This window comes from Salinibacterium sp. VpJ6 (assembly GCF_059767345.1).
Genome location: NZ_JBSOQL010000002.1, coordinates 275,807 through 300,648, shown reverse-complemented (window position 1 = coordinate 300,648; position 24,842 = coordinate 275,807). Strand labels below are relative to the sequence as shown.

At 61.5% G+C, this 24,842-nt stretch carries 25 protein-coding genes; 11 read left to right on the top strand and 14 right to left on the bottom strand.

Annotation, left to right across the window (positions count from 1 at the left end; all coding sequences use genetic code 11):
* Positions 1 to 11 precede the first annotated feature (11 nt).
* Positions 12 to 1,088, bottom strand: a complete 1,077-nt coding sequence (locus tag ACWTV1_RS10450) for a substrate-binding domain-containing protein (RefSeq protein ID WP_498505268.1) — start codon at positions 1,086 to 1,088, stop codon at positions 12 to 14.
* Positions 1,089 to 1,316: 228 nt separating this feature from the next.
* On the opposite strand from ACWTV1_RS10450, the gene ACWTV1_RS10445 reads away from it, so the two are divergent.
* Entirely contained in the window at positions 1,317 to 2,075 is a 759-nt protein-coding gene (locus tag ACWTV1_RS10445) for a GntR family transcriptional regulator (protein ID WP_498505267.1), read from the top strand.
* Positions 2,076 to 2,397: 322 nt separating this feature from the next.
* Positions 2,398 to 3,600, top strand: a complete 1,203-nt coding sequence (locus ACWTV1_RS10440; protein ID WP_498505266.1) for an aminotransferase class I/II-fold pyridoxal phosphate-dependent enzyme — start codon at positions 2,398 to 2,400, stop codon at positions 3,598 to 3,600.
* Here ACWTV1_RS10440 and map read toward each other — a convergent pair.
* On the bottom strand, positions 3,597 to 4,367 hold the full coding sequence (map, locus tag ACWTV1_RS10435) for a type I methionyl aminopeptidase (RefSeq protein ID WP_498505265.1): 771 nt from the start codon (positions 4,365 to 4,367) through the stop codon (positions 3,597 to 3,599). The two genes, ACWTV1_RS10440 and map, sit on opposite strands and share 4 nt — an antisense overlap.
* Before the next feature lie 68 nt (positions 4,368 to 4,435).
* Here map and ACWTV1_RS10430 point away from each other — a divergent pair, with 68 nt between their 5' ends.
* Positions 4,436 to 4,699: a helix-turn-helix domain-containing protein gene (locus ACWTV1_RS10430; RefSeq protein ID WP_100389801.1), complete on the top strand. Its 264-nt coding sequence runs from the start codon at positions 4,436 to 4,438 to the stop codon at positions 4,697 to 4,699.
* Here the strand turns inward: ACWTV1_RS10430 and ACWTV1_RS10425 are convergent.
* The 7 genes from ACWTV1_RS10425 to ACWTV1_RS10395 all read right to left on the bottom strand — a co-directional run bounded on the left by ACWTV1_RS10425 (position 4,696) and on the right by ACWTV1_RS10395 (position 10,851).
* A complete protein-coding gene (locus ACWTV1_RS10425) occupies positions 4,696 to 5,511 on the bottom strand; it encodes a carbon-nitrogen hydrolase family protein (protein ID WP_498505264.1) in 816 nt (271 codons plus the stop codon). The genes ACWTV1_RS10430 and ACWTV1_RS10425 overlap by 4 nt on opposite strands.
* A gap of 56 nt (positions 5,512 to 5,567) precedes the next feature.
* Entirely contained in the window at positions 5,568 to 6,794 is a 1,227-nt protein-coding gene (locus ACWTV1_RS10420) for an NAD(P)/FAD-dependent oxidoreductase (protein WP_498505263.1), read from the bottom strand.
* The gene (locus tag ACWTV1_RS10415; protein WP_009774276.1) at positions 6,794 to 6,985 is read right to left on the bottom strand and encodes a ferredoxin; all 192 of its coding nucleotides are present in this window, start codon (positions 6,983 to 6,985) and stop codon (positions 6,794 to 6,796) included. The genes ACWTV1_RS10420 and ACWTV1_RS10415 overlap by 1 nt, the downstream gene beginning before the upstream one ends.
* Positions 6,982 to 7,860 carry a fumarylacetoacetate hydrolase family protein gene (locus tag ACWTV1_RS10410; protein ID WP_100389798.1) on the bottom strand — a complete coding sequence of 293 codons (879 nt, stop codon included), beginning with the start codon at positions 7,858 to 7,860 and terminating at the stop codon, positions 6,982 to 6,984. Before ACWTV1_RS10410 ends, ACWTV1_RS10415 begins: the two co-directional genes overlap by 4 nt.
* Positions 7,853 to 8,764, bottom strand: a complete 912-nt coding sequence (locus tag ACWTV1_RS10405) for a DODA-type extradiol aromatic ring-opening family dioxygenase (RefSeq protein WP_498505262.1) — start codon at positions 8,762 to 8,764, stop codon at positions 7,853 to 7,855. Before ACWTV1_RS10405 ends, ACWTV1_RS10410 begins: the two co-directional genes overlap by 8 nt.
* Before the next feature lie 2 nt (positions 8,765 to 8,766).
* Positions 8,767 to 10,230, bottom strand: coding sequence for an aldehyde dehydrogenase (locus tag ACWTV1_RS10400; RefSeq protein ID WP_498505261.1), 1,464 nt, complete (start codon positions 10,228 to 10,230; stop codon positions 8,767 to 8,769).
* A gap of 120 nt (positions 10,231 to 10,350) precedes the next feature.
* The gene (locus ACWTV1_RS10395; RefSeq protein WP_498505260.1) at positions 10,351 to 10,851 is read right to left on the bottom strand and encodes a MarR family winged helix-turn-helix transcriptional regulator; all 501 of its coding nucleotides are present in this window, start codon (positions 10,849 to 10,851) and stop codon (positions 10,351 to 10,353) included.
* Positions 10,852 to 10,997: 146 nt separating this feature from the next.
* Here ACWTV1_RS10395 and ACWTV1_RS10390 point away from each other — a divergent pair, with 146 nt between their 5' ends.
* From ACWTV1_RS10390 to ACWTV1_RS10380, 3 genes are all read left to right on the top strand, one after another.
* Positions 10,998 to 12,242 carry a cytochrome P450 gene (locus ACWTV1_RS10390; RefSeq protein WP_498505259.1) on the top strand — a complete coding sequence of 415 codons (1,245 nt, stop codon included), beginning with the start codon at positions 10,998 to 11,000 and terminating at the stop codon, positions 12,240 to 12,242.
* Between the two features lie 81 nt (positions 12,243 to 12,323).
* Entirely contained in the window at positions 12,324 to 13,634 is a 1,311-nt protein-coding gene (locus ACWTV1_RS10385) for a pyridoxal phosphate-dependent decarboxylase family protein (RefSeq protein ID WP_498505258.1), read from the top strand.
* 63 nt (positions 13,635 to 13,697) lie between these two features.
* A complete protein-coding gene (locus tag ACWTV1_RS10380; protein WP_100389898.1) occupies positions 13,698 to 14,033 on the top strand; it encodes a cupin domain-containing protein in 336 nt (111 codons plus the stop codon).
* Positions 14,034 to 14,064: 31 nt separating this feature from the next.
* Here the strand turns inward: ACWTV1_RS10380 and ACWTV1_RS10375 are convergent, their stop codons facing one another.
* Positions 14,065 to 14,772 (bottom strand): type 1 glutamine amidotransferase, encoded by a 708-nt coding sequence (locus ACWTV1_RS10375; RefSeq protein ID WP_498505257.1) that lies wholly within the window; start codon positions 14,770 to 14,772, stop codon positions 14,065 to 14,067.
* Positions 14,773 to 14,882: 110 nt separating this feature from the next.
* Between ACWTV1_RS10375 and ACWTV1_RS10370 the strand changes: the two genes are divergently transcribed.
* Positions 14,883 to 16,229, top strand: coding sequence for a glutamine synthetase family protein (locus ACWTV1_RS10370; protein WP_498505256.1), 1,347 nt, complete (start codon positions 14,883 to 14,885; stop codon positions 16,227 to 16,229).
* A gap of 124 nt (positions 16,230 to 16,353) precedes the next feature.
* On the opposite strand, the gene ACWTV1_RS10365 is transcribed toward ACWTV1_RS10370, so the two are convergent.
* A complete protein-coding gene (locus ACWTV1_RS10365) occupies positions 16,354 to 17,163 on the bottom strand; it encodes an acetoacetate decarboxylase family protein (RefSeq protein WP_100389791.1) in 810 nt (269 codons plus the stop codon).
* Between the two features lie 142 nt (positions 17,164 to 17,305).
* Here ACWTV1_RS10365 and ACWTV1_RS10360 point away from each other — a divergent pair, with 142 nt between their 5' ends.
* Entirely contained in the window at positions 17,306 to 18,802 is a 1,497-nt protein-coding gene (locus ACWTV1_RS10360) for an APC family permease (protein ID WP_498505255.1), read from the top strand.
* A gap of 91 nt (positions 18,803 to 18,893) precedes the next feature.
* Here ACWTV1_RS10360 and ACWTV1_RS10355 read toward each other — a convergent pair whose 3' ends face one another.
* Complete coding sequence (locus ACWTV1_RS10355) at positions 18,894 to 19,754, bottom strand: sulfurtransferase (RefSeq protein WP_498505254.1); 861 nt, start codon at positions 19,752 to 19,754, stop codon at positions 18,894 to 18,896.
* A 409-nt stretch (positions 19,755 to 20,163) separates the two neighbouring features.
* Here ACWTV1_RS10355 and ACWTV1_RS10350 point away from each other — a divergent pair, with 409 nt between their 5' ends.
* The gene (locus tag ACWTV1_RS10350) at positions 20,164 to 22,380 is read left to right on the top strand and encodes a S9 family peptidase (protein ID WP_498505253.1); all 2,217 of its coding nucleotides are present in this window, start codon (positions 20,164 to 20,166) and stop codon (positions 22,378 to 22,380) included.
* Positions 22,381 to 22,408: 28 nt separating this feature from the next.
* Here ACWTV1_RS10350 and nadE read toward each other — a convergent pair whose 3' ends face one another.
* A complete protein-coding gene (nadE, locus tag ACWTV1_RS10345; protein WP_498505252.1) occupies positions 22,409 to 23,233 on the bottom strand; it encodes an NAD(+) synthase in 825 nt (274 codons plus the stop codon).
* 112 nt (positions 23,234 to 23,345) lie between these two features.
* On the opposite strand from nadE, the gene ACWTV1_RS10340 reads away from it, so the two are divergent.
* Complete coding sequence (locus ACWTV1_RS10340) at positions 23,346 to 23,633, top strand: hypothetical protein (protein ID WP_498505251.1); 288 nt, start codon at positions 23,346 to 23,348, stop codon at positions 23,631 to 23,633.
* Here ACWTV1_RS10340 and ACWTV1_RS10335 read toward each other — a convergent pair.
* Positions 23,630 to 24,022: a VOC family protein gene (locus tag ACWTV1_RS10335; protein WP_498505250.1), complete on the bottom strand. Its 393-nt coding sequence runs from the start codon at positions 24,020 to 24,022 to the stop codon at positions 23,630 to 23,632. The genes ACWTV1_RS10340 and ACWTV1_RS10335 overlap by 4 nt on opposite strands.
* 179 nt (positions 24,023 to 24,201) lie before the next feature.
* Here ACWTV1_RS10335 and ACWTV1_RS10330 point away from each other — a divergent pair, with 179 nt between their 5' ends.
* Positions 24,202 to 24,813 carry a TetR/AcrR family transcriptional regulator gene (locus ACWTV1_RS10330; protein WP_498505249.1) on the top strand — a complete coding sequence of 204 codons (612 nt, stop codon included), beginning with the start codon at positions 24,202 to 24,204 and terminating at the stop codon, positions 24,811 to 24,813.
* Positions 24,814 to 24,842 lie beyond the last annotated feature (29 nt).

Below are 24,842 nucleotides of genomic sequence, written 5' to 3'. Positions count from 1 at the left end.
GTTCACTGGGATTACTTGATGGCGGGAGCTACGACTTCTTCGCCGGCAGCAATCGCGGCAAGGGCCGCATCTACGGTGTCTTTGTCCCACTGGTTGGCGGCGTACTCGTCAGCGTCCAAGTTGTCCACCCAGTAATCGAGGTCATCCTGTCCGATTTCGAGCAGAGGAAGAACTACCTCTTGAGGAACGTCTTGTCCGTCGAGAACAGCAAGGGCAACGTAGATTGCTGCGATGACTTGACCAGGGTCAGTAAGTGCCGCGAAGGACCCGTTCTCAATTCCGCTTTCTTGCCAGAACTTGAGGGACTTTCCGTCTGTGTCGAATACGACTACAGGGGCGTCGCGACCAGCGGACTCGAATGCCTGCACAATACCCATTCCACCGATGCAACCCGGTACTGCGGCAATCTCCGGCAGCGATCCAAGCACCGAAACGATTTCCTTTTGCGCAGTGCTGCTGTCGCAGAATCCGTTAATCTCCGCTGCTACCGTGACTTCGGGGTATTCCTTGAGAATCTCAAGCTGGCGTTCGTGGAACGCTTCTTCTGGTTGTGACCCGATCACGCCGCGATTGATCACGATGTTGCCTTCGCCATCGATTGCCTCAAGGGCAGGCATGATCGAAACTTCACCCCACATGTCATAGGCGTTGCGTACAACGTGCGCGCACGGCGCATCCATGTCGGCATCAAGCACGACTACGGTGATGCCAGCGTCACAGGCTTCTTCTACTGCAGGAATCAAAGCGGTCGAGGACGCAGGAATGACCAGAAGCACATCGGGGTCTTGAAGCACGAGACTGCGGATTTGAGACGCCTGCTCGGTAGCGCTGTTTTCGCCCGGCGCGTTGACCGTCGTGAAGTCAGACACGATGCCCTGTTCCTTGAGCGAGGCCGCTTCGTCCTCGAACTTGTTGATGAGCGTGAGGCGCCATCCATTGACAAAGCCATTGCTGAGCGCGATAGAGATTCCTTCATCGCCACCGGACGAACCGGAGTTCTCGGGTGAGCCAGCAGCACACCCAGCAAGAGTGAGAGCGGCGATTGCGGCGAGGGCGATACCTGCTCGCCTTAGGGACTTAAACGACATTGTTGTCCTCCATGTGTGTGTGATTGGCGTCGTTGCGCATGATGCTGTGGACCCAAGATCCAGTACTGCCCCGATAAAGCCTCGGGCCGTAGGAGAGCTTGTAATCCCCAACTCGTAATGACAAGTTGGTAGTGATATGAATATAGGGATGTGACTCGTCGCTGTCAAACGGCCACTGAACGGTAGTCTCGATTTGTGTGAGTTTGACTCTGAGTTGGAGGGAGTTTCGTGGGTGCTGCGACTGGGATTCGCGATGTTGTGCTTGACCGCGCGTCGAAGGAGCCGCTCTGGGTTCAGCTCTCGGCTGTGATTCGTGGTTTCGTGGAGAGCGGGCAATTGGTCGCGGATCAGGCGTTGCCATCGGAGGCGGAATTGATTGATCGCTTTGGGGTGTCGCGCACCGTGGTGCGCGAGGCACTAGCGGATCTGGTTCAGCGTGGGTTGATTTATAAGATTCGCGCGAAAGGTTCTTTTGTGTCACCTCCGCGACGCGATTTGGGGTTTATCGGTTCCACGCTTGGTTCGTCCGCTGATTTGTTGGCAGCGGGGCGTTCTTCGTCGACGAGGGTGTTGTCGTTGTCCGCCGGTGTGGCATCTGAGCAAGAGGCGTCCGCGCTTCGTTTGGATGTCGGCGATGAGGTTATTCGCATCAGGCGCTTACGTTCGGTTGATGGAGTTCCAGCGCTTCTTGTCCTGACGACCCTTCCGCGGGGTCCATTTGCGGGTTTATTGAAGAGCAATCTCGAGAACCGGTCACTGTATGAACACCTGCGCAGGCACTATGGAGTGGTGCCAGTGGGTGCTGATCGCTGGATTCAAGCTGTCGTGCCGTCGCCTGAGGACGCATCGTTGTTGGAGCTGCCGATAGGAGCGCCAGTTTTGGATATCGAGTCGATCGCGTGGGGCGCCGATGAAGTGCCGTTTGAGTTCTATCGCGCCCTCCATCGCAGCGATGAGTCACGTTTCTATCTGGGTATCCGCGAGTAGCTCCCGTGGCGCCCGGCTCGGGTTCATTGAGCAGCCGATTCCCTCGGGCTACGCGCTGCAGCTTTGATCGACGAGTACGGCGCTGAGTGTGCCTTCGATTGTGGTGAGGAGATGAGAGTGCCGTCGACAACGGCGACTGGGCGCGGTGACGTCGGAGGGCGTGCATCCGATCGGTAAAACCAAGAGGAGCACGCCAACCGACGCGTGTACGAGGTTCGGTAGCCGCGTATTACGACGCTAAACATTTCCGCCGTCGCGAGTGCTCAACTTTCCACAGCTCGAACGCACACGCAGGGCAGCAAGTAGTTAGGCTTGGCGCACGATGACAGTCACCGGATCTTGGGAACGCGCCGCCAATGGCGCCATGCTGCTCGGCGCCGATGGGCAGCTGAGCCAAACAATCTTTGCCGAAATGTCGGCCCTCGCCGTCACCAGCGGCGCTATCAACCTGGGCCAGGGCTTTCCCGATGAAGACGGCCCCATTGAAGTGTTGGATGCCGCCCGCAAGGCCATCATCGACGGCACCAACCAGTACCCGCCCGGCAACGGGCTCCCTGTACTGCGCAACGCGATCGCCGAGCACCAACAGCGGTTCTACGGCATCGACGTTGATCCCGACACCGAAGTGCTCGCGACCGCCGGAGCTACCGAAGCCCTCGCCGCGACGATTCTCGCCCTCACGAGCGAAGGCGACGAAGTCATCACCCTTGAGCCGTTCTACGACGCTTACGGGGCCATGATCAACTACGCGCGCGCCACCCATGTGACGGTGCCGCTGCGCTCCCCCGACTTTCAGCCCGACCATGACGACATCCGGGCCGCCTTCAGCGGGCGTACTCGCCTCATCATTCTCAACAGTCCGCACAACCCCACCGGCAGTGTGCTCGACCGGGCGACGCTCGAACTAATCGTCGAGCTCGCTCACAAACACGACGCGCTCATCGTGACCGACGAAGTGTACGAACACATCACCTTCGGACACGAACACATTCCTGTAGCGAGCCTTCCCGGGGCATTCGAGCGAACGATCAGCATCTCCAGCGGCGGTAAGACGTTCAACACCACCGGGTGGAAGATCGGCTGGATCACCGCACCCCAGCCCATCCTGCAGGCCATTATGGCCGTGAAGCAGTACCTCACCTACGTGAATGGCGCACCGCTACAAGTAGGCATTGCGACCGGACTCGGGCTGCCCGATAGCTACTTCACCGACCTTGCCAGCGGCCTCGCCCGCAAACGCGACACCCTCGGCGCCGGGCTGCGCAGCGCAGGTTTCGACGTCACCACGCCTCAGGCCGGCTACTTCATCATTGCGGATGCCGCCCCACTGGGAGTCACGGACGCTGCAGATTTCTGCCGCAACCTTCCCGAGATCAGCGGAGTCGTCGGAATCCCCGTAACTGCATTCGTGCATCCGGCAAACCACGGCGACTACAACACGCTCATCCGCTTCGCCTACTGCAAGAAGCCCGACGTACTCGATCGTGCCGCAGCTCAGCTTTCGGGGATGAAGCTGCGCAACTAGCGAACGACGGTCAAGATTTCTGCACCATCGTCGGTGATCGCGATCGTGTGCTCGCTGTGGGCAGCGCGGCAACCGGTAGCGCTACGCAAAGTCCAACCATCGGCATCCGTGACGAGTTCGTCAGTGTCGGCCATCACCCATGGCTCGAGCGCCAGCAGCATTCCTGAGCGAAGCGGAAACCCCCGACCTGGCCGCCCATCGTTGGCAACGTGAGGATCCTGATGCATCGTGGAGCCGATGCCGTGACCGCCGAACTCCATGTTGATGGGGTACCCGGCCTCGCTGAGTACCGTGCCGATAGCGTGCGAAATATCGCCGATGCGATTGCCCGGTCGCGCCGCGGCAATGCCCTCAACTAGAGCCCGCTGCGTGACATCGATCAATGCGAGGCTCTCGGCGGGCTGCGACTCCCCCACCACGAAACTGATCGCCGAGTCTGCCGCGACGCCGTCGAGAATGACCGCGAGGTCAAGAGTGAGAAGGTCACCCTCTGCGAGCGCATAATCGTGGGGCAGCCCGTGAAGTACTGCGTCGTTCACGGCCGTGCAGATGTAGTGCCCGAACGGACCGCGCCCAAACGACGGTGCGTAGTCGACGTAGCACGAGGTGGCCCCGGCCTCTAGGATCATCGACTGAGCCCAACGGTCAATTTCGAGCAGGTTAGTGCCGGCCTTTGCCCGAGCTTTCAACGTTTGCAGAATGTGGGCGACCAAAGCCCCTGTCTCCCGCGCACGAAGCAATTCTCCGGGGCTAAGAATTTCGATCATTGAGGCCTCCACACCAGAACGTTTCGAATAACTATACCGGCCATATTATCCCGGTATAGAATCGACGCATGGTTCGATTGCCACTCTCCCCCTCTGAAGTCGACCGCGGAAAACGCCTCGGTATGGCGCTGCGGCGCGGTCGAGGCGCACGATCGATCCTCGACACCGCCCTCGCAGCCGGCATCTCCCCGGAAACACTGCGCAAGATCGAGACGGGGCGCATCGCGACCCCAGCATTCCCCACCATCGCGGCCGTCGCCGACGCTATCGGGCTTTCTCTCGATGAGGTCTGGGCCGAAGTTCGAGAACCGGAACAGCGGCGCTCGGCCTAACGCTCCTCGAGCGGGTGCACGCCATAGCGACGTAACGAGAGCGCCGGGTTGGTCGCCCGCACCTCGTCGAGGCGAGCGTGCTCGATGTGGGCGACAGCGACATCCGTGCGCTCCCCAATCGTCACGAGCTCCACACCCATCGGGTCGACGACCATGCTGTTGCCGACACCAATCGGAGGGGCGTGGTCAGCCGCCGCCACAAAGACGGTGTTCTCGATCGCCCGCGCCGTGAGCAGCGTGCGCCAGTGGTACTCCTTGAGCGGACCACGCACCCACTCGGCGGGCACGACGATGAGGTTGGCTCCGGCATCCACCAATCGGCGTGACACCTCCGGAAAACGGATGTCGTAACAAGTCTGCAGCCCGACAGTGAAGCCCTCCCACGCGAAGGTCTGCGGCGCGCCAATCGACCCGGGGATGACCCAGTCGGATTCACGCTGACCGAACGCGTCGTAGAGGTGCTGTTTGCTGTAGGTCGCGACGATGGCACCGGTGGGAGCAATCGCGACGAGGGTGTTCCAGAAGCGGTTATCTTCGTCGCTCGACTGCAACATGCCCGCAGCGACATGAATCCGCAACCGCTGCGTGAGCGAGGTCAACGCCTGCACGAAACGACCATCGAGAGGCTCGGCGGCGGTGACCCAGTCCTCGCCCATCGTTGCGGTGAAGTACGACGAGTACTCCGGAAAGATCACAAAACTCGCGCCACGCTCAACGGCGCGCTCAGCGAGCTCGGTGATCTGCGCGATGTTCTCATCGCGATCATGGCCAGGAACGAACTGGGCAACGGCGATAGTCGAAGCGGGAGTCATAAGCCCAGCCTACGACCCCGCTTCTCCACTGCCCAGAGACAACGGTGTGAATACGGCTACGCGCCGCCCTCCGCAATCTGCTTGCGATACGGCAGCAGCGCGGCCTTCATGCCAATTCCGAGTACGCCTACGAGACGGCCGTCGCGATAGTAACCAACGGCAGCCTGGTCGGTGAGGTCTCCCTCAAGCACGCGGATGTCGTCATCCGACACCAAGCCCAACAGACCGTAGGCCTGTAGTTTGATCTCGAACTGGTTCGACCAGAACGACGGCATCGGAGCGAAAGGCTTCGCCACCACATCGGCGAAGGATCCATCGTCGGCGAGGTGCGCCGCGAGCACAGCGCCCGCACGTTTGCCAGTGTCGGTCGGGATGTTCCAGTGCTCGATTCGACGAGCAACGTCATCGAACATGGGGTTCGGGAAGCGAGCGATATCGCCCACAACGTAGACGTCATCGAGAGCACGACCGTTGGTCGTGACTGCGCGCATTGCGTTGTCAGCGAGCACTCCGTCCGAGACGTCGAGGTTCGTTCCTTCGAGCCACTCGATGTTGCAGTGCGAGCCAACCGCCTCGATCACGACATCGGCCTCGATAACGCGGCCATCGCTCAGCTCAACAGACTCAACTGCAGTCTCGCCGTGGATAGCAGCAACGTTCACGCCGGAGAAAATCTCGACGCCCTCGTCGGTGAGACGACGGCGCATTTCCTTCGCGACAAGGTCGCCCAGCGGACGCATCATGGGCTCGGCACTCGGCGTCACAATAGTGACTTCGCAGCCGAGCTTGCGAGCGGTGGCGCTCAGTTCGCAACCCAAGAAGCCCGAGCCGACGACAACAACGCGAGCGCCCTCGGTGAGTTCGGCGCGCAGAGCCATCGCGTCATCCAGCGAACGGACAACGTGACGCCCAGCGATCGGGGCAAAATCCAAGCGGCGAGCGCGCAGGCCCGTCGCGATAACTAGGGCACGCCACTCCTGCACAGACCCATCGTCGGTGGTGAGAGTGTGCGCATCGAGATCGACCGCAGTTGCCCGCACCCCGAGCATCCATTCGACGTCGCCCATTTCGGCACGCGACGGGAACGCCACAGCCTCGTGGATTACATCGCTGGCCAACACCTCTTTAGAGAGGGGTGGACGGTTATAAGGCGCGTGAAGTTCTTCACCAACCACGCGGATAGCGCCGGTGTAGCCCGAACGGCGAAGAGACTCCGCCGCGCGCAGCCCACCCATCGCCGCACCGACAACAACGACCGGTGCGGCGGGGTTAGCCTCAGACACTATTCGACGATTCGGATGGCCTGCATCGGGCATACATCAACAGCGGCTTCGATGTTGTCGCGCTCCGAGTCGGGCGCTTCGGCCACGTACTCGAGCTTGTCGTCATCGTTGAGCTTGAAGTTGTCGGGTGCCTCAAACACACACTGGCCATAGTGCTGGCACTGGTTCATGTCGACTTCGATTTTGATCATCGCTTTTCCTCAATCTTCGATGGGTAGAGATCCTTCGACGGGGTCCGAATTCCTCGGAACTCCCAGTCGCCACCCATTGCCGTCGACATTACCTCTTCAGACTCTGTGGGCTGTGCCCCCACGTCGGTGCGGATCGCAGTCGGACCCGTAACGATACGGTTCGTCAGCTTGCCCAGACCTTCGACTTCGACCTCAACAACGTCGCCAGGCTGAACCGGACGCGAGAACGCGGGCGTTCCCGAGAACAGCATGTCGCCGGGGCTCAACGTGATCGTGCGAGCAATATCGGCCACGAGGTAGTTCATGTCCCACTCCATGTTGTCGGTGTTGTCGTCTTGCTTGACCTCACCGTTCACGATGGTGCGCAACTGCTTGCCGCGGAAATCCCAATCCGTCACGAGGCCGGGGCCAACAGGAGCGAGCGTGTCGCTGCCCTTGACGCGAAGCATGGAACCGGCATCCGTGTCGCGGAAATCGTGCAGACCGTAGTCGTTACCGATCGAGTAGCCGGCGATGTAGTCGCTGGCCTGGTCGGGCGAAACATTGCGGCACGTGCGGCCGATCACGATGACGATCTCACCCTCGAAGTTCAACCACTTGCAGCCCTCGGGCCGCACAACATCACCCTTGTGAGTGTTGAGCGCGGTGACCGGCTTCTGAAAGTAAGTCGGCGCAGCGGGCAGCTTTGTCATGAACTCTTCGGTGCGGCTGGCGTAGTTCAAGTGCACGGCGATGATCTTGCTCGGCTCGGTCGGCGGCAGGTGAATTGCCTCGTCGACTCCCACCTCGCGGCCATCACCGGCGACGAGAACGTCACCGTGACGCGTTACCTGCGTCGGGTATCCATCAAGAAGTACTCTGCGGAACTCAGTCACGAGAAAGGACCACATCCTTTGCTGCCGGGAAGCCACCTTCGGGCTTCGGGAACCATACGTGCACCTGACCGGTGCCGATCGAATTTTCGTACTCGCTGTACATCACGCCGGGGGCGGTGCAGGCTTCTTCGCCGATCGCACCCACGGTCATGAGCCAGTGGCCAAACATGGCCTCGGGGCGCACCTTCTGGAATGCGGGCATGGTCTCCAGCACCTGAGCGTGGTCGCCGGCCTTGAACCAGTCGAGACGTTCGTAGTCTGCCTCGCGGGCAGCATCCGAGAAAATGTGGGCCGGATCGGCCATTTCGTGCTTGCGCAGATCGCGCAGCTTGTAGAACGTGTGCGAGAGCGCACCAGAAGCGAGGAGGATGACGCGGCGATCACTCTTGGCAATCGCTTCGCCAATCGCGCGCCCCGCCCGAAGGAAGTCCTCATCGGTCGCGGTCTGGCAGATGGAAACGCTGACCCACTTCTTGTCAGGAAGACCCTTGCCGAGGTACTCCCACAGGTTGATCGTGGCGTACATGATCGGCAGGTACTCGTCGTCGATCGGGGTGATCCAGGTGCCATTCTTTTCGGCCTGCTCCCCCATGAGCTTCGCGAGCTCGGGGTCGCCGATGAAGTCGTACGGCACCCCGCTCATTCCGCGGGGCAGTTCTTCTGAAGTGAACTTGCCGTGGCGACGCTCGTGCGCAGTAACGACGAATTCAACCGTGGTCGCCCAGTGGCTGTCGAGCACGACAACAGTGTCGTAGTCGTCATTCTCGAAGTAGTCCTTGCGGAGTCGTTCGAGGCCTTCAACGAGCGTTGAGTCCTTGCCCTCATTGAGTTCCATACGGATCTCTTTGGGCAACATGATTGTAGGTACGTGGGCGATCAGCCCAGCGCCAACTACTTCTCCCATGACTATTCCTTCCATCCGTTCGGTGAAACCACCGTGTTCTTTACATCTGCGTAGAAATCAAACGACCACGTGCCACCCTCGCGACCAACACCCGACTTCTTGGAACCGCCGAAAGGTGCCCGCAAGTCACGCACGAAGAAGCAGTTGACCCAGATCGTGCCGGCGACGAGCTGCTTGGCGATAACGTCGGCGTGCTCGCGGTTGCCCGAGACGAGAATGGCGGCGAGGCCAAACTCGGTGCCGTTCGCCATGGCGACGAGCTCGTCATCCGTCGTGAAGGTCTGCATCGTCAACACCGGGCCGAAAACCTCCTGCGTGACGATTTCGCTGTCGACCTCGGGGTTCTTGACGAGAGTCGGCGAGAAGTAGAGCCCGCCAAGCTCTGCGTTGGGCTCACCGCCGAAGACGATGTTGGCTCCGCCGTCCTTCGCGCGGTCAACGAACCCCTTGATGCGTTCGAAGTGCACACGGTGAACTTGCGGCCCGATGTCGGTCTCGATGTCGCGAGGGTCACCCTGACGCAGGGTCGCGACCTTGGCCTTGAAAGCTTCGGCAAAGGCATCCGCAATATTCTCGTGAACGAGGATGCGGGTACCGGAGAGGCAGACCTGGCCAGCGTTGTCGTACTGCTCGACCGCGAGAGTTGCGGCGAGCTCGAGGTCGGCGTCTTCCATGACGATGCAGGGGCTCTTGCCCCCGAGTTCGAAACTGCAGGGGGTGAGGTTGTCGGCGGCAGCACGAGCGATCGACTTGGCCGTCGGCACCGAACCGGTGAACGAGATGCGGCTGAGGTCGGGGTGAGCAACGAGCGAAGCGCCCGCTTCTTTGCCGTAACCCTGAACAACGTTGAAGACACCGGCAGGCAAGCCTGCTTCAGCGGTGATGTCGGCGAAGAGGGATGCCGTGAGCGGCGTCCATTCGGCCGGCTTGAGCACAACCGTGTCTCCCGCGGCGAGCGCCGGAGCGATCTTCCACGTCGCGAGCATGAGCGGCGCGTTCCACGGCGTGATGAGCGCGGCAACTCCCGAAGGGTCCCACGAGACGTGGTTGTTGTGGCCGCGAGTTTCGAAGTCCGGATGCCCGAGGTCGTTCACGAGGTAGTCAGCGAAGAACCGGAAGTTGTGGGCCACTCGCGGCATCACACCGCGCAGGTGGCTGCGGAGGAGCGCGCCGTTGTCCATCGTCTCAACGTTGGCGAGCTCGGAGACGCGCTCTTCAACGAGGTCGGCGATCTTGTGCATGATGGCTGCACGATCTTTCGGGCTCGTGGCAGCCCATCCGGGGAATGCTGCACGAGCGGCAGCGACAGCCATGTCGACTTCGCGCTGACCGCCGCGGGAGATTTCTCCGAGGGGGCTGGCGTCGATCGGTGACGTGTTGGTGAACGTCTCGTCTGAGGCGACGCGTTCTCCATTGATGAAGTGCCGCGTATCGACGGTCACTCCGGCTACTTGAACGTTGGTCATAGTTGTCCCGTCTCGAATCGCTCGCCGTTAAGTCATTCGGATGCTAATGACTTAGCTTAGCGAGTGATTAGACCCCAAACAAGCATTGAGGACAACAGACCACTAAAAAATGTGAATTACCTAGGGCTTGGGCTCAACACCGGCCGTGATGAGGCGCAGCATCTCAGCCAGCTCCTCGCGGCGTTCGGGATCAACCGGGCCCGTTACTGCCTGCTCTTGCAGATTGAAGGCCGGGAACAACTCGGTCATGAGTTCGCGACCACGGTCGGTGAGCTTCACAACAACAAGACGACCATCAGTATCGCTGCGCTCGCGCGTCAACCAACCGCGGCGTTCGAGCGTCGTGAGCACTCCCGTGAGAGTGGCTTTAGAGAATCCACCCTCGAGTGCAATTTGACGAGTTTCGATGGGCTCCCAGATCCACGTAACCCACAACACCACGAATGCCGTCCACGACAGGTTGTGCCCTGAAAGCACGGTGCGCTCAAAATGGTTACGCACGGCGTTAGCGGCACGAAACAGGTTCGACGCAACAGCCATCGCGGAGTAGTCGAGCGGCAGGCCGCCGACTCTCGCCTGCACTTGGCGTTCGGTTTCAGTCAGTGTGTGTGGTCCGGCCACGGAGGGTCCCCTCGCTCGCATTTAGCTGCGGTTACTCTATCTAACCCCTGCCGCCCAGAAAGATTTGACGCGAATACTCGCGGAAAGTTGATCGGGTACCGTATTGTTTGTATCCAAACAACCCACGGAGGATTGAGTTGACTTCAATGGCGAACGTCACCCTGGCAGACCTAGATCTGTTCGAAAATGGCACACCCTGGAACGTGTTCGACAAGCTTCGGGCAGAGGCTCCGGTGCACTGGTCAGAAGAGCCGTCACCCAACCACGGCTTCTGGTCGCTCACTCGCTACCACGACATCGTGTCCGTGCTCCGGGACACCGAAACCTTCTCCAGCGAGCGCGGTACAGTCAACCTCGAAGAGCTCGATGACGAGCAAATCGAAGCCCGCAAGTCGATGCTCGAGACCGACGGTGTTCGTCACCGCGCGCTTCGCCGCCTCATGCAGGGCGAGTTCACTCCCCGCGCAGTCGCCGGTTACGAAACCTTCCTCCGCGGCCTCACCGCCAGCACACTCGATGCCGCCTTTGCGAACCCTGAGTTCGAGTTCGTCGACCAAGTGGCTGCCGACTTCCCAATCCGTGTTCTCGCCAAAATGCTCGACGTGCCTGACACCGACATTTACAAACTGATCGACTGGGGCAACCGGATGATCGGAAACGACGATCCGGAACACGCTGACGTACTCGCAAGCTCCGCCGAGAGTGAAGAGTTTCGCCTTCTGCCCTTCCGCTCGCCTGCTGCGCGGGAGGTCTTCGAGTACGGCAACGACCTCGCCAACCAGCGTCGCGGCAAGGACGGCAACGACCTCGTGTCTCGCCTCGTCAACCAGACGCCGATGGACGGCCAAGAGCTCAGCGAGCGCGACTTCAACAGCTACTTCCTGTTGCTCGTCGTTGCCGGCAACGAAACCACACGCCATACCATTACGCACTCCATGAACTACCTCATGGACAACCCCGATCAGATGGCGCTCCTGCAAGAGAAGCCCGAGCTCATCCCGTGGGCTGTCGAGGAGTTCCTGCGCATGGCCAGCCCGGTTTACCACTTCCGTCGCACCGCGACGAAGGACACCGAAATCAATGGTCAGGCCATCAAGGAAGGTCAGAAGGTTGTCACGTGGTTCGCCGCCGGAAACCGTGACCCCGAGATCTTCGAGAACCCCTACCAGATGGATGTCACCCGCAACCCGAACGAGCACATGGCGTTCGGTCGCGGTGGCCCGCACATGTGTCTTGGAAACTCACTGGCCCGTCTCGAAATCCGTATCATGTTCGAGAACCTGTTGCCCCGAATCTCGGGAATGACGAAGCTCAGTGAACCTGACCGTCTGCGCAGCAATTTCGTCAACGGAATCAAACGACTCCCGGTACGCGTCGAATTAGCAAAGTAGGCACATGAGCGAGGTAGTTGCATGAGCGAAGTGCGGCCACAAGGCAGACCCCACGCAGTCTGGGGCGACGAGACTGAAGTAGTGCAGCTCGCCCTCGACTGGACCTCCAAAAGAATGGTCCGCGAAACCGATCCGTTCTCGACAGCACGGCCTGCGGCCGATCTGGCGGCAGCGGTTGGTCACGCGATCCGCCCGGAGGGCATTGGTGGCGCAGAAGCGCTCCGCATCTTTGACGAGATTCTGGAGCCGGCAACGCGGGCTCAAGATGACCCGCTGAACCTCGCTTATATCGCCGCCGCGCCCACACGAGCGGCAGTTGCCTTCGACCTCGTCACCAGTTCTGCCAACATTTTTGGTGGGCTCTGGGAGTCCGGTGCTGGCGCCATCTTTGCCGAAAACCAAGCACTGCGGTGGATCATTGGCCTGCTCGATTGGCCCGAGACAGCGGGCGGCACATTCGTCTCCGGTGGAACCTCGGGCAACCTCTCGGCGCTCATGACAGCCCGCGAAACCGCCAAGACGCGGCGCGGCGGTCGCCCCGCCGGCGGCTGGCAACTCGCTTATACGTCCAACGCTCACTCCTCGATCAACTCGGCCGCGAAAGCGCTCGACGTTGATCGGGTCGATGTGCCCATCGACGACCGCGGACACATGACCGGGGCAGCCCTGCGGGCCGTTCTCGAACAGTCACCGAACGTGTTTGCCGTGGTGGCATCCGCCGGAACGACTAATGAAGGCCTCGTTGACGACCTTGCCGACATTGCCGACGTCTGCGAAGAGTTCGGTGTTTGGATGCACGTCGATGGCGCCTATGGCGGTGCGGGGCTCGCCGCCCCGAGCATCCGCCCCATCTTCGACGGCATTGAACGGGCCGACAGCTTTATCGTCGACCCGCACAAGTGGCTCTTTGCGCCCTACGACTGCTGTGCGCTGATTTATCGCGAACCCGAGCTTGCTCGGGCCGTGCACTCTCAGCACGCCAGCTATTTGGATGCCATCGACCGCAACGAGTGGAACCCCAGCGAGCTCGCCCTGCACCTCTCGCGGCGCGTGCGCGGACTCCCCCTGTGGTTCAGTCTCGCTACGCACGGTACCGACAAGTATCGGGACGCGATCGAAGCCTCGGTAACAACCGCGCGCGCTGTCGCCCAGGCGATGGACGAGAGCGACTACCTCGAACTCGTGCGCGAGCCCGAGCTCTCAGTACTGCTGTTTGTGCGCACCGGGTGGACGGCAGAACAGTATTCCGCCTGGTCGAAGCAAGTCGCGCACGACGGCGTTATTCTCTGCGTGCCGACGAAATGGCGCGGCCAAACTGTGCTGCGGCTAGCATTCGTGAACCCTGACACCGAGGCATCCAAAGTGATGGCGGCGTTAGAGACCCTGCGCTAGGGTACGCTGCGGTAGCTTTGCTGCACGGCGATGACGCCGACCGTGCACGAAGGGCGTGACGAGATGAACACCACTGTTTCTTTGACCGAGCTTGCCGCAATGGAACTGGCGAGCGCTCTCGCTTCAAACAACGGCCGCAGCGCCGTGACGGTATGTGGTGGGCGCGATGCCCAGCTCAGACAGACAGTGATGGCTTTGCGGGCCGGTGAAGGCCTCTCGGAGCACTCAAGCCCCGGCGAAGCTACCCTTCAGGTTCTTACGGGCAGCATCACCCTGCGCACCAGCGATCAGTCGTGGCACGGAAAAGTCGGCGACCTCATGCCGATTCCCGCTGAAGTTCATGCAGTGGATGCGCTCGAAGACTGCGCATTTCTGCTGACGGTGGTGAAAGCTCAGTAGGCTGCACGCCTGCACGCCGGCGCGTAGCTTGCTAGCCGAGCTTGGCTACGCGGTCGAGGAAGGCATCCACGAGAGCCGCCGTGCGTTCTCCGGCCACGCCCTCTTCTGCCCGGGTCTGCGCGAGCATGATTTCTGGGTCTTGACCGCTCTCGATCACTTCGTTGATGCCACCCTGATCGAGCCAGCCCTCGAGAATCGCGGTGTTGAGCTCAGGATGAAATTGCACGGCGAGACTGCGGCCATACGTGAAGGCTTGCGGTGCCACCGGGTTGCGGGCGATCTCGACGGCGCCTTCGGGCATCGTCCACTGGTCGTAGTGAAACTGGAACCACGGACCGTTGGAGACCAGCGAGGTGTCATCGCTATGAATGGCGGTCCAACCGATCTCCGACTTCGCACCGCGGGCAACCGTGCCGCCGAGCGCTCGTGCGATGAGCTGGCCGCCAAAACAGATGCCCAACACCGGGATGTCCGCCTCGATGGTGGAGCGCACCCACTCCAGTTCTGGAGTCAACCAGTTGCCAATGCAGCCGTCATCCCAGGCGCCCCACGGGGCTCCCATCGGAATGACGAGGTCGTAGCCCGAGACATCCGGGAATTGAAAGTCAACGTTCGGGTTCTCGAAATTCTCTTCGGTGACAACCATAATCTCGTCGATTTCGAAGCCGCGTTCCCGCAGGCGATCGCCCACCGGGCCGCTGGCGGTGACGTGATCGTGTTGCACCAAGAGGGCTCTCATCTGTGTACCTTTCAGGTAAATTTCTCGCGATGAGTGGACAGCCACACCGCTATGTGGCTTAGTATCTCACTAATCGTTCAGTGCCGAACGATTTATTTTTCGGAGGAAGAATGACTCTCGACATAGCAGCACTCCAGACAGACCTGCAGGCCAAAGGGATTGATGTTCTGCGCCTGATCTTTCCGGATGTGCTGGGCATTACCCGCTCCAAAGATCTCCTCGTCAGCCAATTGCACCGCGCGAAGTCTCCCCTGTTCTGCCAGGGCGTCTGGGTAACCACCACCGGCGGCGGCGTGCTCGACGGTAACGACATCATGTCGTCTGGACTGCCCGACCTTCTCACTCAGATCGACCCGAACACCCTCACGATGATGCCGTGGGAGCCCGGAGTTGCCCTCGTCATCGGCGACGCCTTCAACCCCGACCACAGCGTCAGCCAGATCGCACCCCGCTCGGTATTGCAGAAGGTCATCGCCGAATACGCCGCCCTCGGCCTCACCCCCACCGTGGGCCCCGAACTTGAGTTCTACATCGCCAACTACGACGAAGCGAACGGCTGGAGCCGCAGCCTCAGCCGCACCGGTCGCGTTTACACCACGGGTGAACACGTCGACCCCGGCGGAGAATTCTTGAACCTCATGCGCATGCTCGACGGCATGGACATCGGCGTCTTCGCCGGCAACCACGAATTCAGCCCCGCGCAGTACGAGATCAACCTCTGGCACAGCGAGGCACTGGATGCCGCTGACCGCACCTTCCTCTTCAAGACCGCAGTGCGCGACATCGTCGCTCGCACCGGCAAGCACGCCCTCTTCGTGGGCAAGCCCTGGGACGACGAGGGTGGCAGCGGATTCCACCTGCACTTCTCGGTCGTCGACAAAGACGGCAACAACATCATGTCGGATGGCGGCTCTGGGCTCTCAGAGATGGCCAACCACATGATCGGCGGCATCCTCGAACACGCTGGCTCCCTCGCAGCGCTCTCGAACCCCACCGTCAACGCCTACAAGCGCCTCGGCCCCGACACCCTGGCTCCGTACCGCGCCAACTGGGGCCACGACAACCGCAGCGCGATGCTGCGGGTACCGCCTGAGCGCGGCGCGGGCACGCGACTGGAAGTTCGCCTCGGCGACCCGGCGGCGAACCCGTACCTGCTCATCGCATCCACTCTGGCTGCCGGCCTCGATGGCATCAAGCGCAAGCTCACGGCCCCCGCAGCGGTCGAAGGCTGGGCCTACGAAGACGAGTCGGCACCGATCTTGCCGATGACCCTCAACGCCGCCCTCGACGCTCTCGACGCCGACACCGTGATGCGCGAGACCATGGGCAGCACCGTCATCGACGTTTTCAGCGTGCTGAAGCGTGATGAAGTGATGCGCTACGAAGACGCCGTCGCCGACAAGACCACCCGCGACGTAAGCCAGTGGGAAATCGACGAGTACTTCGCCGACTACTAAGCCGGTAACGGTCGACGACACAGAAAAGCCCCGCCGAGCAAATCGGCGGGGCTTTTCTGTGTGCCGCTATGAGTGGCAGTGTCGACTGCAGCAGCGAGCGGATGCCGCTGCCGCAGCCGGGCGCTTAGATCGCCTGTGAGCGGTCTTCTACGAGCTCGCCACCGTTGAACGTGACTCCGATCTCGCGGTAGTAGCCGCCGAGAATCTCTTGCACGGGCAGGATCGAGTGCAACTCATCCCACTGCGAGTCACCGAGGTGAAGCTCAGCATCGCCCTTCCAGGTCTCACCAATCTCGACGTCGGTGCCGCCCATGGTGATGAGCTGGTCGAGTGACATGCCGGCATCCTTGCTGATGGAGGGCATGAAGCGGCTGTGCAGCATCTTGTGACCGTTGACGAAGCCGTTGCTCTCGGCGGGCTCCCGCAACGTCACGACGGCCGAAGCGAGGCGGTGGTCGTAGGCCGCGATGGAGGCGCCGAACTGGCCGCCGTTCTCGAGCTTGGGGGTTGCTTTGCCCTTGTTGAAGACTCGCGTAACGGCGATGTTGCCGAGCTTCTTGGGGTAGCCCTGGAACCAGCCGCGGCCGATGGCGAAGTCTTTGTTGACCCAGATGGCCACGCAGCGGCTGTAGACGATGCCCTTGTGAGAGCAGCGCACGACCATGAACGCTTCGAGGTACTGGGCGCGCACGGGGTCGAGCAGTTCGAGGCCGCCCGTGCTGCAGGACTGCCAGTCGGCCCAGACAATGGCAACGGCGCCAGGTTGTTCGGGAGCGAGGTCAATATCGTCAGGAAGGATCGCACGTACGTTGGCTGGATCGGTCAAGTACTCGACAGTGAGTAGCGTTCCCGAGTAGTACCAGGGCATCTTCGGCACGAGCGAACTTGATCCTTGCGGAGTGAGTGGAGGAAGGAATCCATTGAGTTCGGTCATGCGCCAGAGTGTAGCCCAAAACGGTTCGTATCCGAATGAATTTCTCAAAACGCTTGACTAAGACACCCTGTCTTCGCCATTGTTGAACGCAACTCGTTCGGATACGGACGAATTGATTAAGAACTCAACGAGGAGTTTCACTATGGCGCTTGACCAAAAATCCCAGGAAAGCCCCGATCGGACCCTGCGCAAAGGGCGACTCGGCGTAATCGGAATCGTCTTCTTTGTTGTGGCTGCCGCCGCACCGCTGGTCGGAATGACTGGCGCGGTGCCCGTGGCCATCGTTCTCGGTAACGGTGCAGCAGCCCCCGGCGCGTACTTGTTCGCCGGCATCGTGCTTCTCCTGTTCAGCGTCGGCTACGCCGCGATGAGCCAACGCGTCACCAATACCGGCGCCTTCTTCGCCTACGTCGGCCGCGGGCTCGGGCGCAACGCCGGAATCGCCTCGTCGTTCGTGTCGATCCTCGCTTACCTCACCATCCAGCTCGCCATCTATGGCTTCTTCGGTGGCGTCATGGCCGGCCAGGTCGGGCTTCTCCCTTGGTGGGCTTGGACGCTTCTCGCGTGGCTCGTCGTCACCGGCCTCTCGCTTGCTCGCGTCGACGTCGGCGCCAAGCTGCTCGGTGTACTCATGCTCGCCGAAGTTACCGTGCTTGTCGTCGCAGCCGTCGCTATCCTCGCCGATGGTGGCCCCGAGGGCCTCAACTGGGGTGCCTCCTTCTCCCCTGACCTGATCCTTGCGGGTGGCCTCGCAGGCTCCGCCGGTATCGCCTTCGCGTTCGCCTTCGCCTCCTTCATCGGCTTCGAAGCAACCGCCATCTACGGCGAAGAGAGTGTCAACCCGAAGCGTGCCGTACCGCGCGCTACCTACCTTGCTGTTGGCCTCATCACCGTGCTGTTTGCCTTCACCGCTTTCGCCCTTGTCACCGGTATGGGCGCCTCGAACGTGATCGACCAGACGCTCGAACGCTCAGCCGGTCTCGAAGACCCGGCCGCTGTGCTCTTTACTCTCGCCAGCGAATACGTCGGACCGTGGCTCGCCACGCTCATGAGCATCCTCGTGCTCTCGAGCCTGTTCGCCGGACTGCTCGCGTTCCAGAACGCCGCAAGCCGCTACCTCTTCGCCCTCGGCCGCGGTGGCGTGCTGGCAAGCTCGGTGGGAACCGTGAACGGTCGCGGAGCCCCCGGTCGTGCATCCATCATCGTGTCGATCATTAGCGGTGTTGTGATTGTGCTGTTCGCCGCATTCCAGCTCGACCCCATCGGCAACATGTTCTTCTGGTTCAGTGGCCTCGCCGTGGTGGCAATCGTGCTGATCGAAGCGCTCGTCTGCGTGGCGATCATCCGCTTCTTCCTTCAGAACAAGGGAACCGAGAACATCTTTGTCACCATGATTGCACCAGTGCTGGCCTTCATTGGTCTCGTGCTCGCCGAGTACCTGCTGATGTCGCGCTTCGGCCTGCTCGCCGGTGACCTCACGCTCGCTGCTGGAGTCGACCCCACGGTGACCGCCTTCGGCCTCAACGCCTTCGGCTGGTTCCTCGTACTGTCGCCGTTCATCGCTTTCGTGATCGGCTACGTCGTCTCGCTCGTTCGCAAGAACCTCAACGAAGAACTGCTGCAAGACGTCATCTCCTAAATAACCAAGCGAAGGGCCCCAACACTGTGATGGTGTTGGGGCCCTTCGTGGTTAAGAGGCGTAAAGCGGGTGCTTCGAGTGGATGCCGCGGCTACGGAGTTGCGCCGGTAGCAACAGGGCGCTCCGGCTGGTTCGACCAGGCCGACCACGAGCCGGGGTAGAGTGCCGGACGGAAACCGGCGACGGTGAGTGCAAGCGCATCGTGCGCAGCGGTCACGCCGGAACCGCAGTAGACGCCGACGGCACGATCGACGCTCACCCCGAGCGCTTCGTAGCGCTCGCGCAGCGTCTCGGCGTCCAAGAACTGGCCATCGTCGGTGAGGTTGCCCGAGGTCGGTGCGCTAATTGCCCCGGGAATGTGACCGGCTCGCGGATCGATCGGTTCAACCTCGCCGCGGTAGCGTTCGCCTGCCCGCGCATCCAGCAGCACACCGGTCTCGGCCAGAGCAGCAGCGTCATCCGCATTCAAGACGGGCTCGTTGCCCGCGCTGAGGGTCGCGGTGCCGGGAACAACTGCGGCCAAGTCGTCGGTGCCGGTGGCGAGCGGATGCCCGGCCGCCGTCCACGCGGAGAGCGCGCCATCGAGCACCTGAACGCTCTCAATACCCATGTAGCGCAGCAGCCACCAGGCGCGGCAGGCGGCGAGGCTGTTCCAGTCGTCATAGACGACGACAGCGTCACCGTCGTTGATTCCCCAGCGGCGCACGGCGGCCTGAAACTCCTCGACCGCGGGCAGTGGATGACGCCCCTCGTGCGGTTCACCGTGACGCGCAAGCTCGGTATCGAGGTCAACGTAGACAGCGCCGCGGATGTGTCCGGCTTCGTAGAGCGGCTGGCCGGCGGGCCCGCCAAGGCTCCAGCGCACGTCGAGAACGCGCACGGGGGTTCCGCCCGACTCGGCGGCGGCGAGCAGTGCGTCTAGTTCGTTCGCGGTGACGAGAGGGTGAGGCATCCGAGGCTCCGATCGTGGGGAACTTCCATGATGACATTCGCAGCCGCACACGCGGGAGCAGTCTCGACCGGTACCCGCCCACAACAAGGGGATGCTTAATTTCGAAATATGCTCAATAATGTAAGAACACCGTCGCCGCTGAGCGACTCCACGACCGGGGATCGAGGCCCAACCATGATGAGCACTACGGACGAGTGCCCGCTGTGCACGATCTATGGTGCCCACGTGCGCTTGGGCAACAACTGGTTCCGCTGCGCGCACTGCGCCACCTCCTGGGGCACGCGGCAAGCCAGCGAAGACGATTCCCCTCCGCAGGCGCGTCACCACTCAGTCGCGTAATCGCGCGCGCCGCTCCCGCTCCTTCTCGTTTTCCCTCCTGCTCTGCAGAAATCGGGCATACGCTGAAGGCATGCTCACCCCACCTGAAGCCGCGAAGATTCCCACAGAACGTCTCCAGCATGGCGACCACTACGTCGACAATTACGAGTGGATGCGCGACAAAGAGAGCCCCGAGACCCTCGCGCATCTCCATGCCGAGAATGCCTTCACCGCTGCGCGCACGAGTCACCTCAGCGTGCTGCAAGAGCAGATCTTCGAAGAGATCAAGGGCCGCACGCAGGAGACCGACCTGAGCGTTCCGGTTCGTCGTGGCCAGTGGTGGTACTTCAGCCGCACCGAAGAGGGCAAGCAATACCCGATCCATTGCCGCGCGCCGATTGCGGGCGACGATGACTGGACTCCCCCGACGATTGCCGAGCCTGTTGCCGGTGACACTGGTGCGGATGCTGCCGCGGTTCCCACGACTCTCCCCGGCGAGCAGATCCTTCTCGACGACAACGTTGAAGCCGAGGGTCACGACTTCTTCAGCCTGGGCTCGTTCTCGCTGAGCGACGACGGAACGCTGCTGCTCTATGGTGTCGACATCGAGGGCGATGAACGTTACACGTTGCGCGTGCGCCAGCTCGGTGATGCGCCCGTGGCGAGCGCTGGTTCGGCTGATGCTTCCGACGCTGATGCTGTCATCCGCTTCAGCTCCGCCGATGACCTTCCGGACGAGATTCCGGGCACCGCGGGCGGCGCGCTCTTGGATGCCACAGGCAAGTACGTCTTCTATACAACGGTGGATGATGCGTGGCGCCCCGATATGGTCTGGCGCTACGAACTGGGCGCGGCTGCGGCATCCGCGGTTCAGGTCTTTCATGAGCCCGACGAGAGTTTCTGGGTGGGCGTAGGTCGCTCGCGCAGTGGCAAGTATTTAGCAATCGAAGTGGGTTCGCGCCTGACGAGTGAGACGCGACTGCTCGACACGAGCGATCCGACCGGTGAGTTCGAGGTTGTCTGGCCGCGCGAAGTCGGCGTCGAGTACGACGTTGAGCATGTGGTGGTGGGCACGCAAGATCGTCTGCTGATTGTGCACAACAAGGATGCGATCAACTTCGAGCTCGTGAGCGTTGCCGCCGCCGATCCCCTCGGCGAGCGCCGCGTGATCCTCCCCCACAACGAGGCCGTGCGCCTCGAGGGCGTCGATGCCTTCAAGGATTTCGTGGCGATCGAGTACCGCCGCGAGGGCCTCACGCGAGTGGCAGTTGCGATCGTTCCGAAGCATGGTGGGCGCTACGAAGACATTCCCCACGAGCTGAAGTTCGACGACGAACTCTTCACCGTGGGTCTCAGTTCCAACCCCGAATGGAATCAGCCGAGCATCCGTCTCAGCTATGGCAGTTTCGTGACCCCGACGATCGTGTACGACTACCTCGTGGATGACAACGAACTGGTCGTTCGTAAACAGCAGCCGGTGCTTGGTCACTTCGAACCCGCGCTGTACACGCAGCGTCGGGAGTGGGCCACCGCGTCCGACGGCACTCGGGTGCCGATCTCGCTCGTCTACCGCAACGATCTCGTGGTGCCTGGAACCCCGGCGCCGACCGTGCTCTACGGCTATGGTTCGTACGAAATCAGCATCGACCCGGGCTTTACCGTTGGCCGCCTGAGCCTGCTCGACCGCGGCATGGTGTTCGCGGTCGCGCACGTGCGCGGCGGTGGGGAGCTCGGTCGCAACTGGTACGAGGGCGGCAAGAAACTCCATAAGCGCAATACCTTCACCGACTTTGTCGCGTGCGCGCGTCACCTCATCGACATCGATGTCACGTCGAGCGATCGACTCGTTGCTGAGGGCGGAAGCGCTGGCGGCCTCCTCATGGGTGCCGTCGCAAACCTGGCCCCTCAACTGTTCTCGGGCATCCTCGCGGTCGTTCCCTTCGTTGACCCGCTCACGTCGATTCTCGACCCCTCACTGCCGCTGACAGTTATCGAGTGGGATGAGTGGGGCGACCCCCTCCACAACGAGGAGGTCTACCACTATATGAAGTCGTACTCCCCCATCGAAAACGTGCACGACACGCACTACCCCCGCATCCTCGCGGTGACCTCACTCAATGACACTCGCGTGCTCTACGTCGAGCCCGCCAAATGGGTTGCTCGACTGCGTGAGGTGGGGACGGATGCTCTACTCAAGACCGAGATGGCGGCGGGCCACGGCGGCGTCTCGGGCCGCTATGACGCGTGGCGCGAGCGTGCCTTCAACTACGCCTGGATGGTGGATGTGACGCGGCCGTCAGCGCACTGATCGAGCGGTCTAGCCCATTGTGCACGGGCTAGGCAGTCCACCACTCGTCGTACATCGACACGGGCACGGCGCGCTTGTGACGAGTGTTGATGTACTTCGTTTCGATTTCGACAGCAACCGCTTCGGGCACGTCTCGGCCTTCAAGGTAGTCGTCGATGTGCTCGTATGTGACGCCGAGGTTCGCCTCGTCAGCCTGCCCAGGAGTGTGATCGAGAAGGTCCGCTGTCGGGACCTTTTCGTAGAGTCGCTCTGGCGCGCCGAGCTCGACGAGGAGCTGCTTGCCCTGACGCTTCGTGAGTGCGGTGAGCGGCAACACGTCTGCACCTCCATCACCAAACTTGGTAAAGAAACCCGTGACTGCTTCGGCGGCATGGTCGGTACCGACCACGAGGTAGCCAAGCTGGCCGGCGATCGCGTACTGCGCCACCATGCGCTCGCGAGCCTTCACGTTGCCCTTGTTGAAATCCGTGATCGGCTCGCCCATGGCATCCGCGAACTCTGCAGAAATGCCATCCACGGCGCTCTGGATGTTGAACGTGACTTCGCGGTCAGCCTGGATGAAGTCGAGCGCCAATTGCGCATCGTCTTCGTCATGCTGCACGCCGTGCGGCAGCCGGACGGCCACAAACTGAGCCTCGACCCCTTCTGCGCGCAACTCAGTGACGGCCAATTGGCAAAGCCGCCCCGCCAGCGACGAATCTTGACCGCCGCTGATACCCAGAACGAGTCCCTTCGCACGCGAAACCGCAAGGTATTCCTTGAGGAACTCGATGCGCCGGCGAATCTGGCCAGCGGGGTCGATCGTGGGCTGGGTGTTCAAGTCGTAGATTATGCGCGCCTGCAAGGGAGTCATGCATTAAACCTAACCCTGCGCGCCGTCATTAGGATTGTTCACTTCTCCGGCCCCGCATACTCTCGGCGGGTTAGTCTGAAACTGTTACGCCCACGAAACACTGGAGCTCCTTATGATCGATCAGCTACTTCGCCCCAAGGTCGCTTTCTGGGTGGGACTCGGGCTTATGGTGGTGGGCTGGATTCTTGGCAATTACATAACCTCCAGCTTGTATTGGGCCGCGCAATCCATCGGGTTCCCTCTCGCTTCCCAATTCGCTGGCGGACTGGCCGGTGGATTCGAATTTCTCACGACGGTGGCCTATCGAGTGGGCCCCGTGCTTATCGTCGGCGCTCTGGTGATGCTCAAGATCGAGCGCACCTCTGGGATCTCAGGCGCCTCACGCAGGGGCCAGAACTAGCCCAGCTCCTGCGCGATCTCCCACGGCAGCCCCGACGGATCGAGAAACACGGCAGTTCGACGCCCCCATGGCTGGTCGATGGGGCCGTTGATGAGCTCGATGCCACGCTCGCGCACCGCGGCACACGCGGCATCCGCATCGGGCACATTGACGGTGAGCATGACGGATGCTGCAGCCCCCGGTTGCGCGACAGCGGCGGGTCCGATTACTCCGTCAGCTTCGCTCCGCGCGAGCAAGTTCACAACGAGCCCGCCGATCTGGAACATGCACGACATTTCGTCTTCGAAAATGACAGTGACAGAGAACACTGTGGTGTAGAGCTCGCGAGCTCTCGCAACATCGTCCACGAACACCGTGATTGCTTCTACGTTATTGAGCTTGGTTTCCATTGCAGTGCTACTTTCCTGATACCCGACGCGCGGGAGGAGGATGTCTCGCTAGGGCTCATTCTTACTCTGAGTCACGACTCGAGCAAGCGCGGCGGGTGGTTTTCTCAGCGTGCGCTCCCCGGCACTCAATTTAGTACCAGTAGGTTTCAAAGGCGTGGGCGCGCGCGTATAGTGAAGGCATGAGCACCCCCGCTGGAACCACCGCAGGGCGCCCTCGCGCCTTCGATGCCGAAGCTGTGCTCTCCCAGCTGACCGACTTGTTCTGGCAACAGGGCTATCGGCACACCTCCCTCAGCGACATCGTCGAGGCCAGCGGTGTGCACAAACCGAGCCTGTATCGCACTTTCGGCGACAAAGAACAGCTCTTCGCTACCGTGTTGCGGCGGTACTTAGCTGATCGCGAGCAGCACCTATCCACCATGCGGGCCACGGCTGGCCCCGGCATCAATGGAATCCACGCGTTCTTCGACCTCTTTGAAAAGTTCGCCCACACCGAGGCTGGTAGTCGTGGCTGTCTCGCGGTCAGCGCCAGTAACGAACTCCAAGGAACAGCCCCCGGTTTCGAAGAGTTTTCGCTCGAGTACCGCCAGCTTATGACTCGGCAAATGACTGCTCTTGCCGCGCTTGCCCTGCCAGACGATGCCCCGGATGCTGCGCTCACTAGTCAGCGCGCCGAGCTACTCTCGACGCTCATCATCGGACTTCAAGTTACGATCCGCGCCCAAGCCGACGCTGCGCAACTGCGCTCAACGTTCGCGGCGATCCACGCTCTCGTCGACACCTGGCGGTAGCACCGCCCGAGACGTTTTCGGTATGAGAA

Coding starts and splice junctions, on each gene's coding strand:
- ACWTV1_RS10400 (WP_498505261.1), bottom strand. CDS start 10,230: ATGACCAACGTTCAAGTAGCCGGAGTGACCGTCGATACGCGGCACTTC.
- ACWTV1_RS10425 (WP_498505264.1), bottom strand. CDS start 5,511: ATGACTCCCGCTTCGACTATCGCCGTTGCCCAGTTCGTTCCTGGCCAT.
- ACWTV1_RS10430 (WP_100389801.1), top strand. CDS start 4,436: ATGGTTCGATTGCCACTCTCCCCCTCTGAAGTCGACCGCGGAAAACGC.
- ACWTV1_RS10405 (WP_498505262.1), bottom strand. CDS start 8,764: ATGGGAGAAGTAGTTGGCGCTGGGCTGATCGCCCACGTACCTACAATC.
- ACWTV1_RS10370 (WP_498505256.1), top strand. CDS start 14,883: ATGACTCTCGACATAGCAGCACTCCAGACAGACCTGCAGGCCAAAGGG.
- map (WP_498505265.1), bottom strand. CDS start 4,367: ATGATCGAAATTCTTAGCCCCGGAGAATTGCTTCGTGCGCGGGAGACA.
- ACWTV1_RS10380 (WP_100389898.1), top strand. CDS start 13,698: ATGAACACCACTGTTTCTTTGACCGAGCTTGCCGCAATGGAACTGGCG.
- ACWTV1_RS10355 (WP_498505254.1), bottom strand. CDS start 19,754: ATGCCTCACCCTCTCGTCACCGCGAACGAACTAGACGCACTGCTCGCC.
- ACWTV1_RS10350 (WP_498505253.1), top strand. CDS start 20,164: ATGCTCACCCCACCTGAAGCCGCGAAGATTCCCACAGAACGTCTCCAG.
- ACWTV1_RS10340 (WP_498505251.1), top strand. CDS start 23,346: ATGATCGATCAGCTACTTCGCCCCAAGGTCGCTTTCTGGGTGGGACTC.
- ACWTV1_RS10375 (WP_498505257.1), bottom strand. CDS start 14,772: ATGAGAGCCCTCTTGGTGCAACACGATCACGTCACCGCCAGCGGCCCG.
- ACWTV1_RS10365 (WP_100389791.1), bottom strand. CDS start 17,163: ATGACCGAACTCAATGGATTCCTTCCTCCACTCACTCCGCAAGGATCA.
- ACWTV1_RS10390 (WP_498505259.1), top strand. CDS start 10,998: ATGGCGAACGTCACCCTGGCAGACCTAGATCTGTTCGAAAATGGCACA.
- ACWTV1_RS10360 (WP_498505255.1), top strand. CDS start 17,306: ATGGCGCTTGACCAAAAATCCCAGGAAAGCCCCGATCGGACCCTGCGC.
- ACWTV1_RS10330 (WP_498505249.1), top strand. CDS start 24,202: ATGAGCACCCCCGCTGGAACCACCGCAGGGCGCCCTCGCGCCTTCGAT.
- ACWTV1_RS10415 (WP_009774276.1), bottom strand. CDS start 6,985: ATGATCAAAATCGAAGTCGACATGAACCAGTGCCAGCACTATGGCCAG.
- ACWTV1_RS10335 (WP_498505250.1), bottom strand. CDS start 24,022: ATGGAAACCAAGCTCAATAACGTAGAAGCAATCACGGTGTTCGTGGAC.
- ACWTV1_RS10450 (WP_498505268.1), bottom strand. CDS start 1,088: ATGTCGTTTAAGTCCCTAAGGCGAGCAGGTATCGCCCTCGCCGCAATC.
- nadE (WP_498505252.1), bottom strand. CDS start 23,233: ATGACTCCCTTGCAGGCGCGCATAATCTACGACTTGAACACCCAGCCC.
- ACWTV1_RS10440 (WP_498505266.1), top strand. CDS start 2,398: ATGACAGTCACCGGATCTTGGGAACGCGCCGCCAATGGCGCCATGCTG.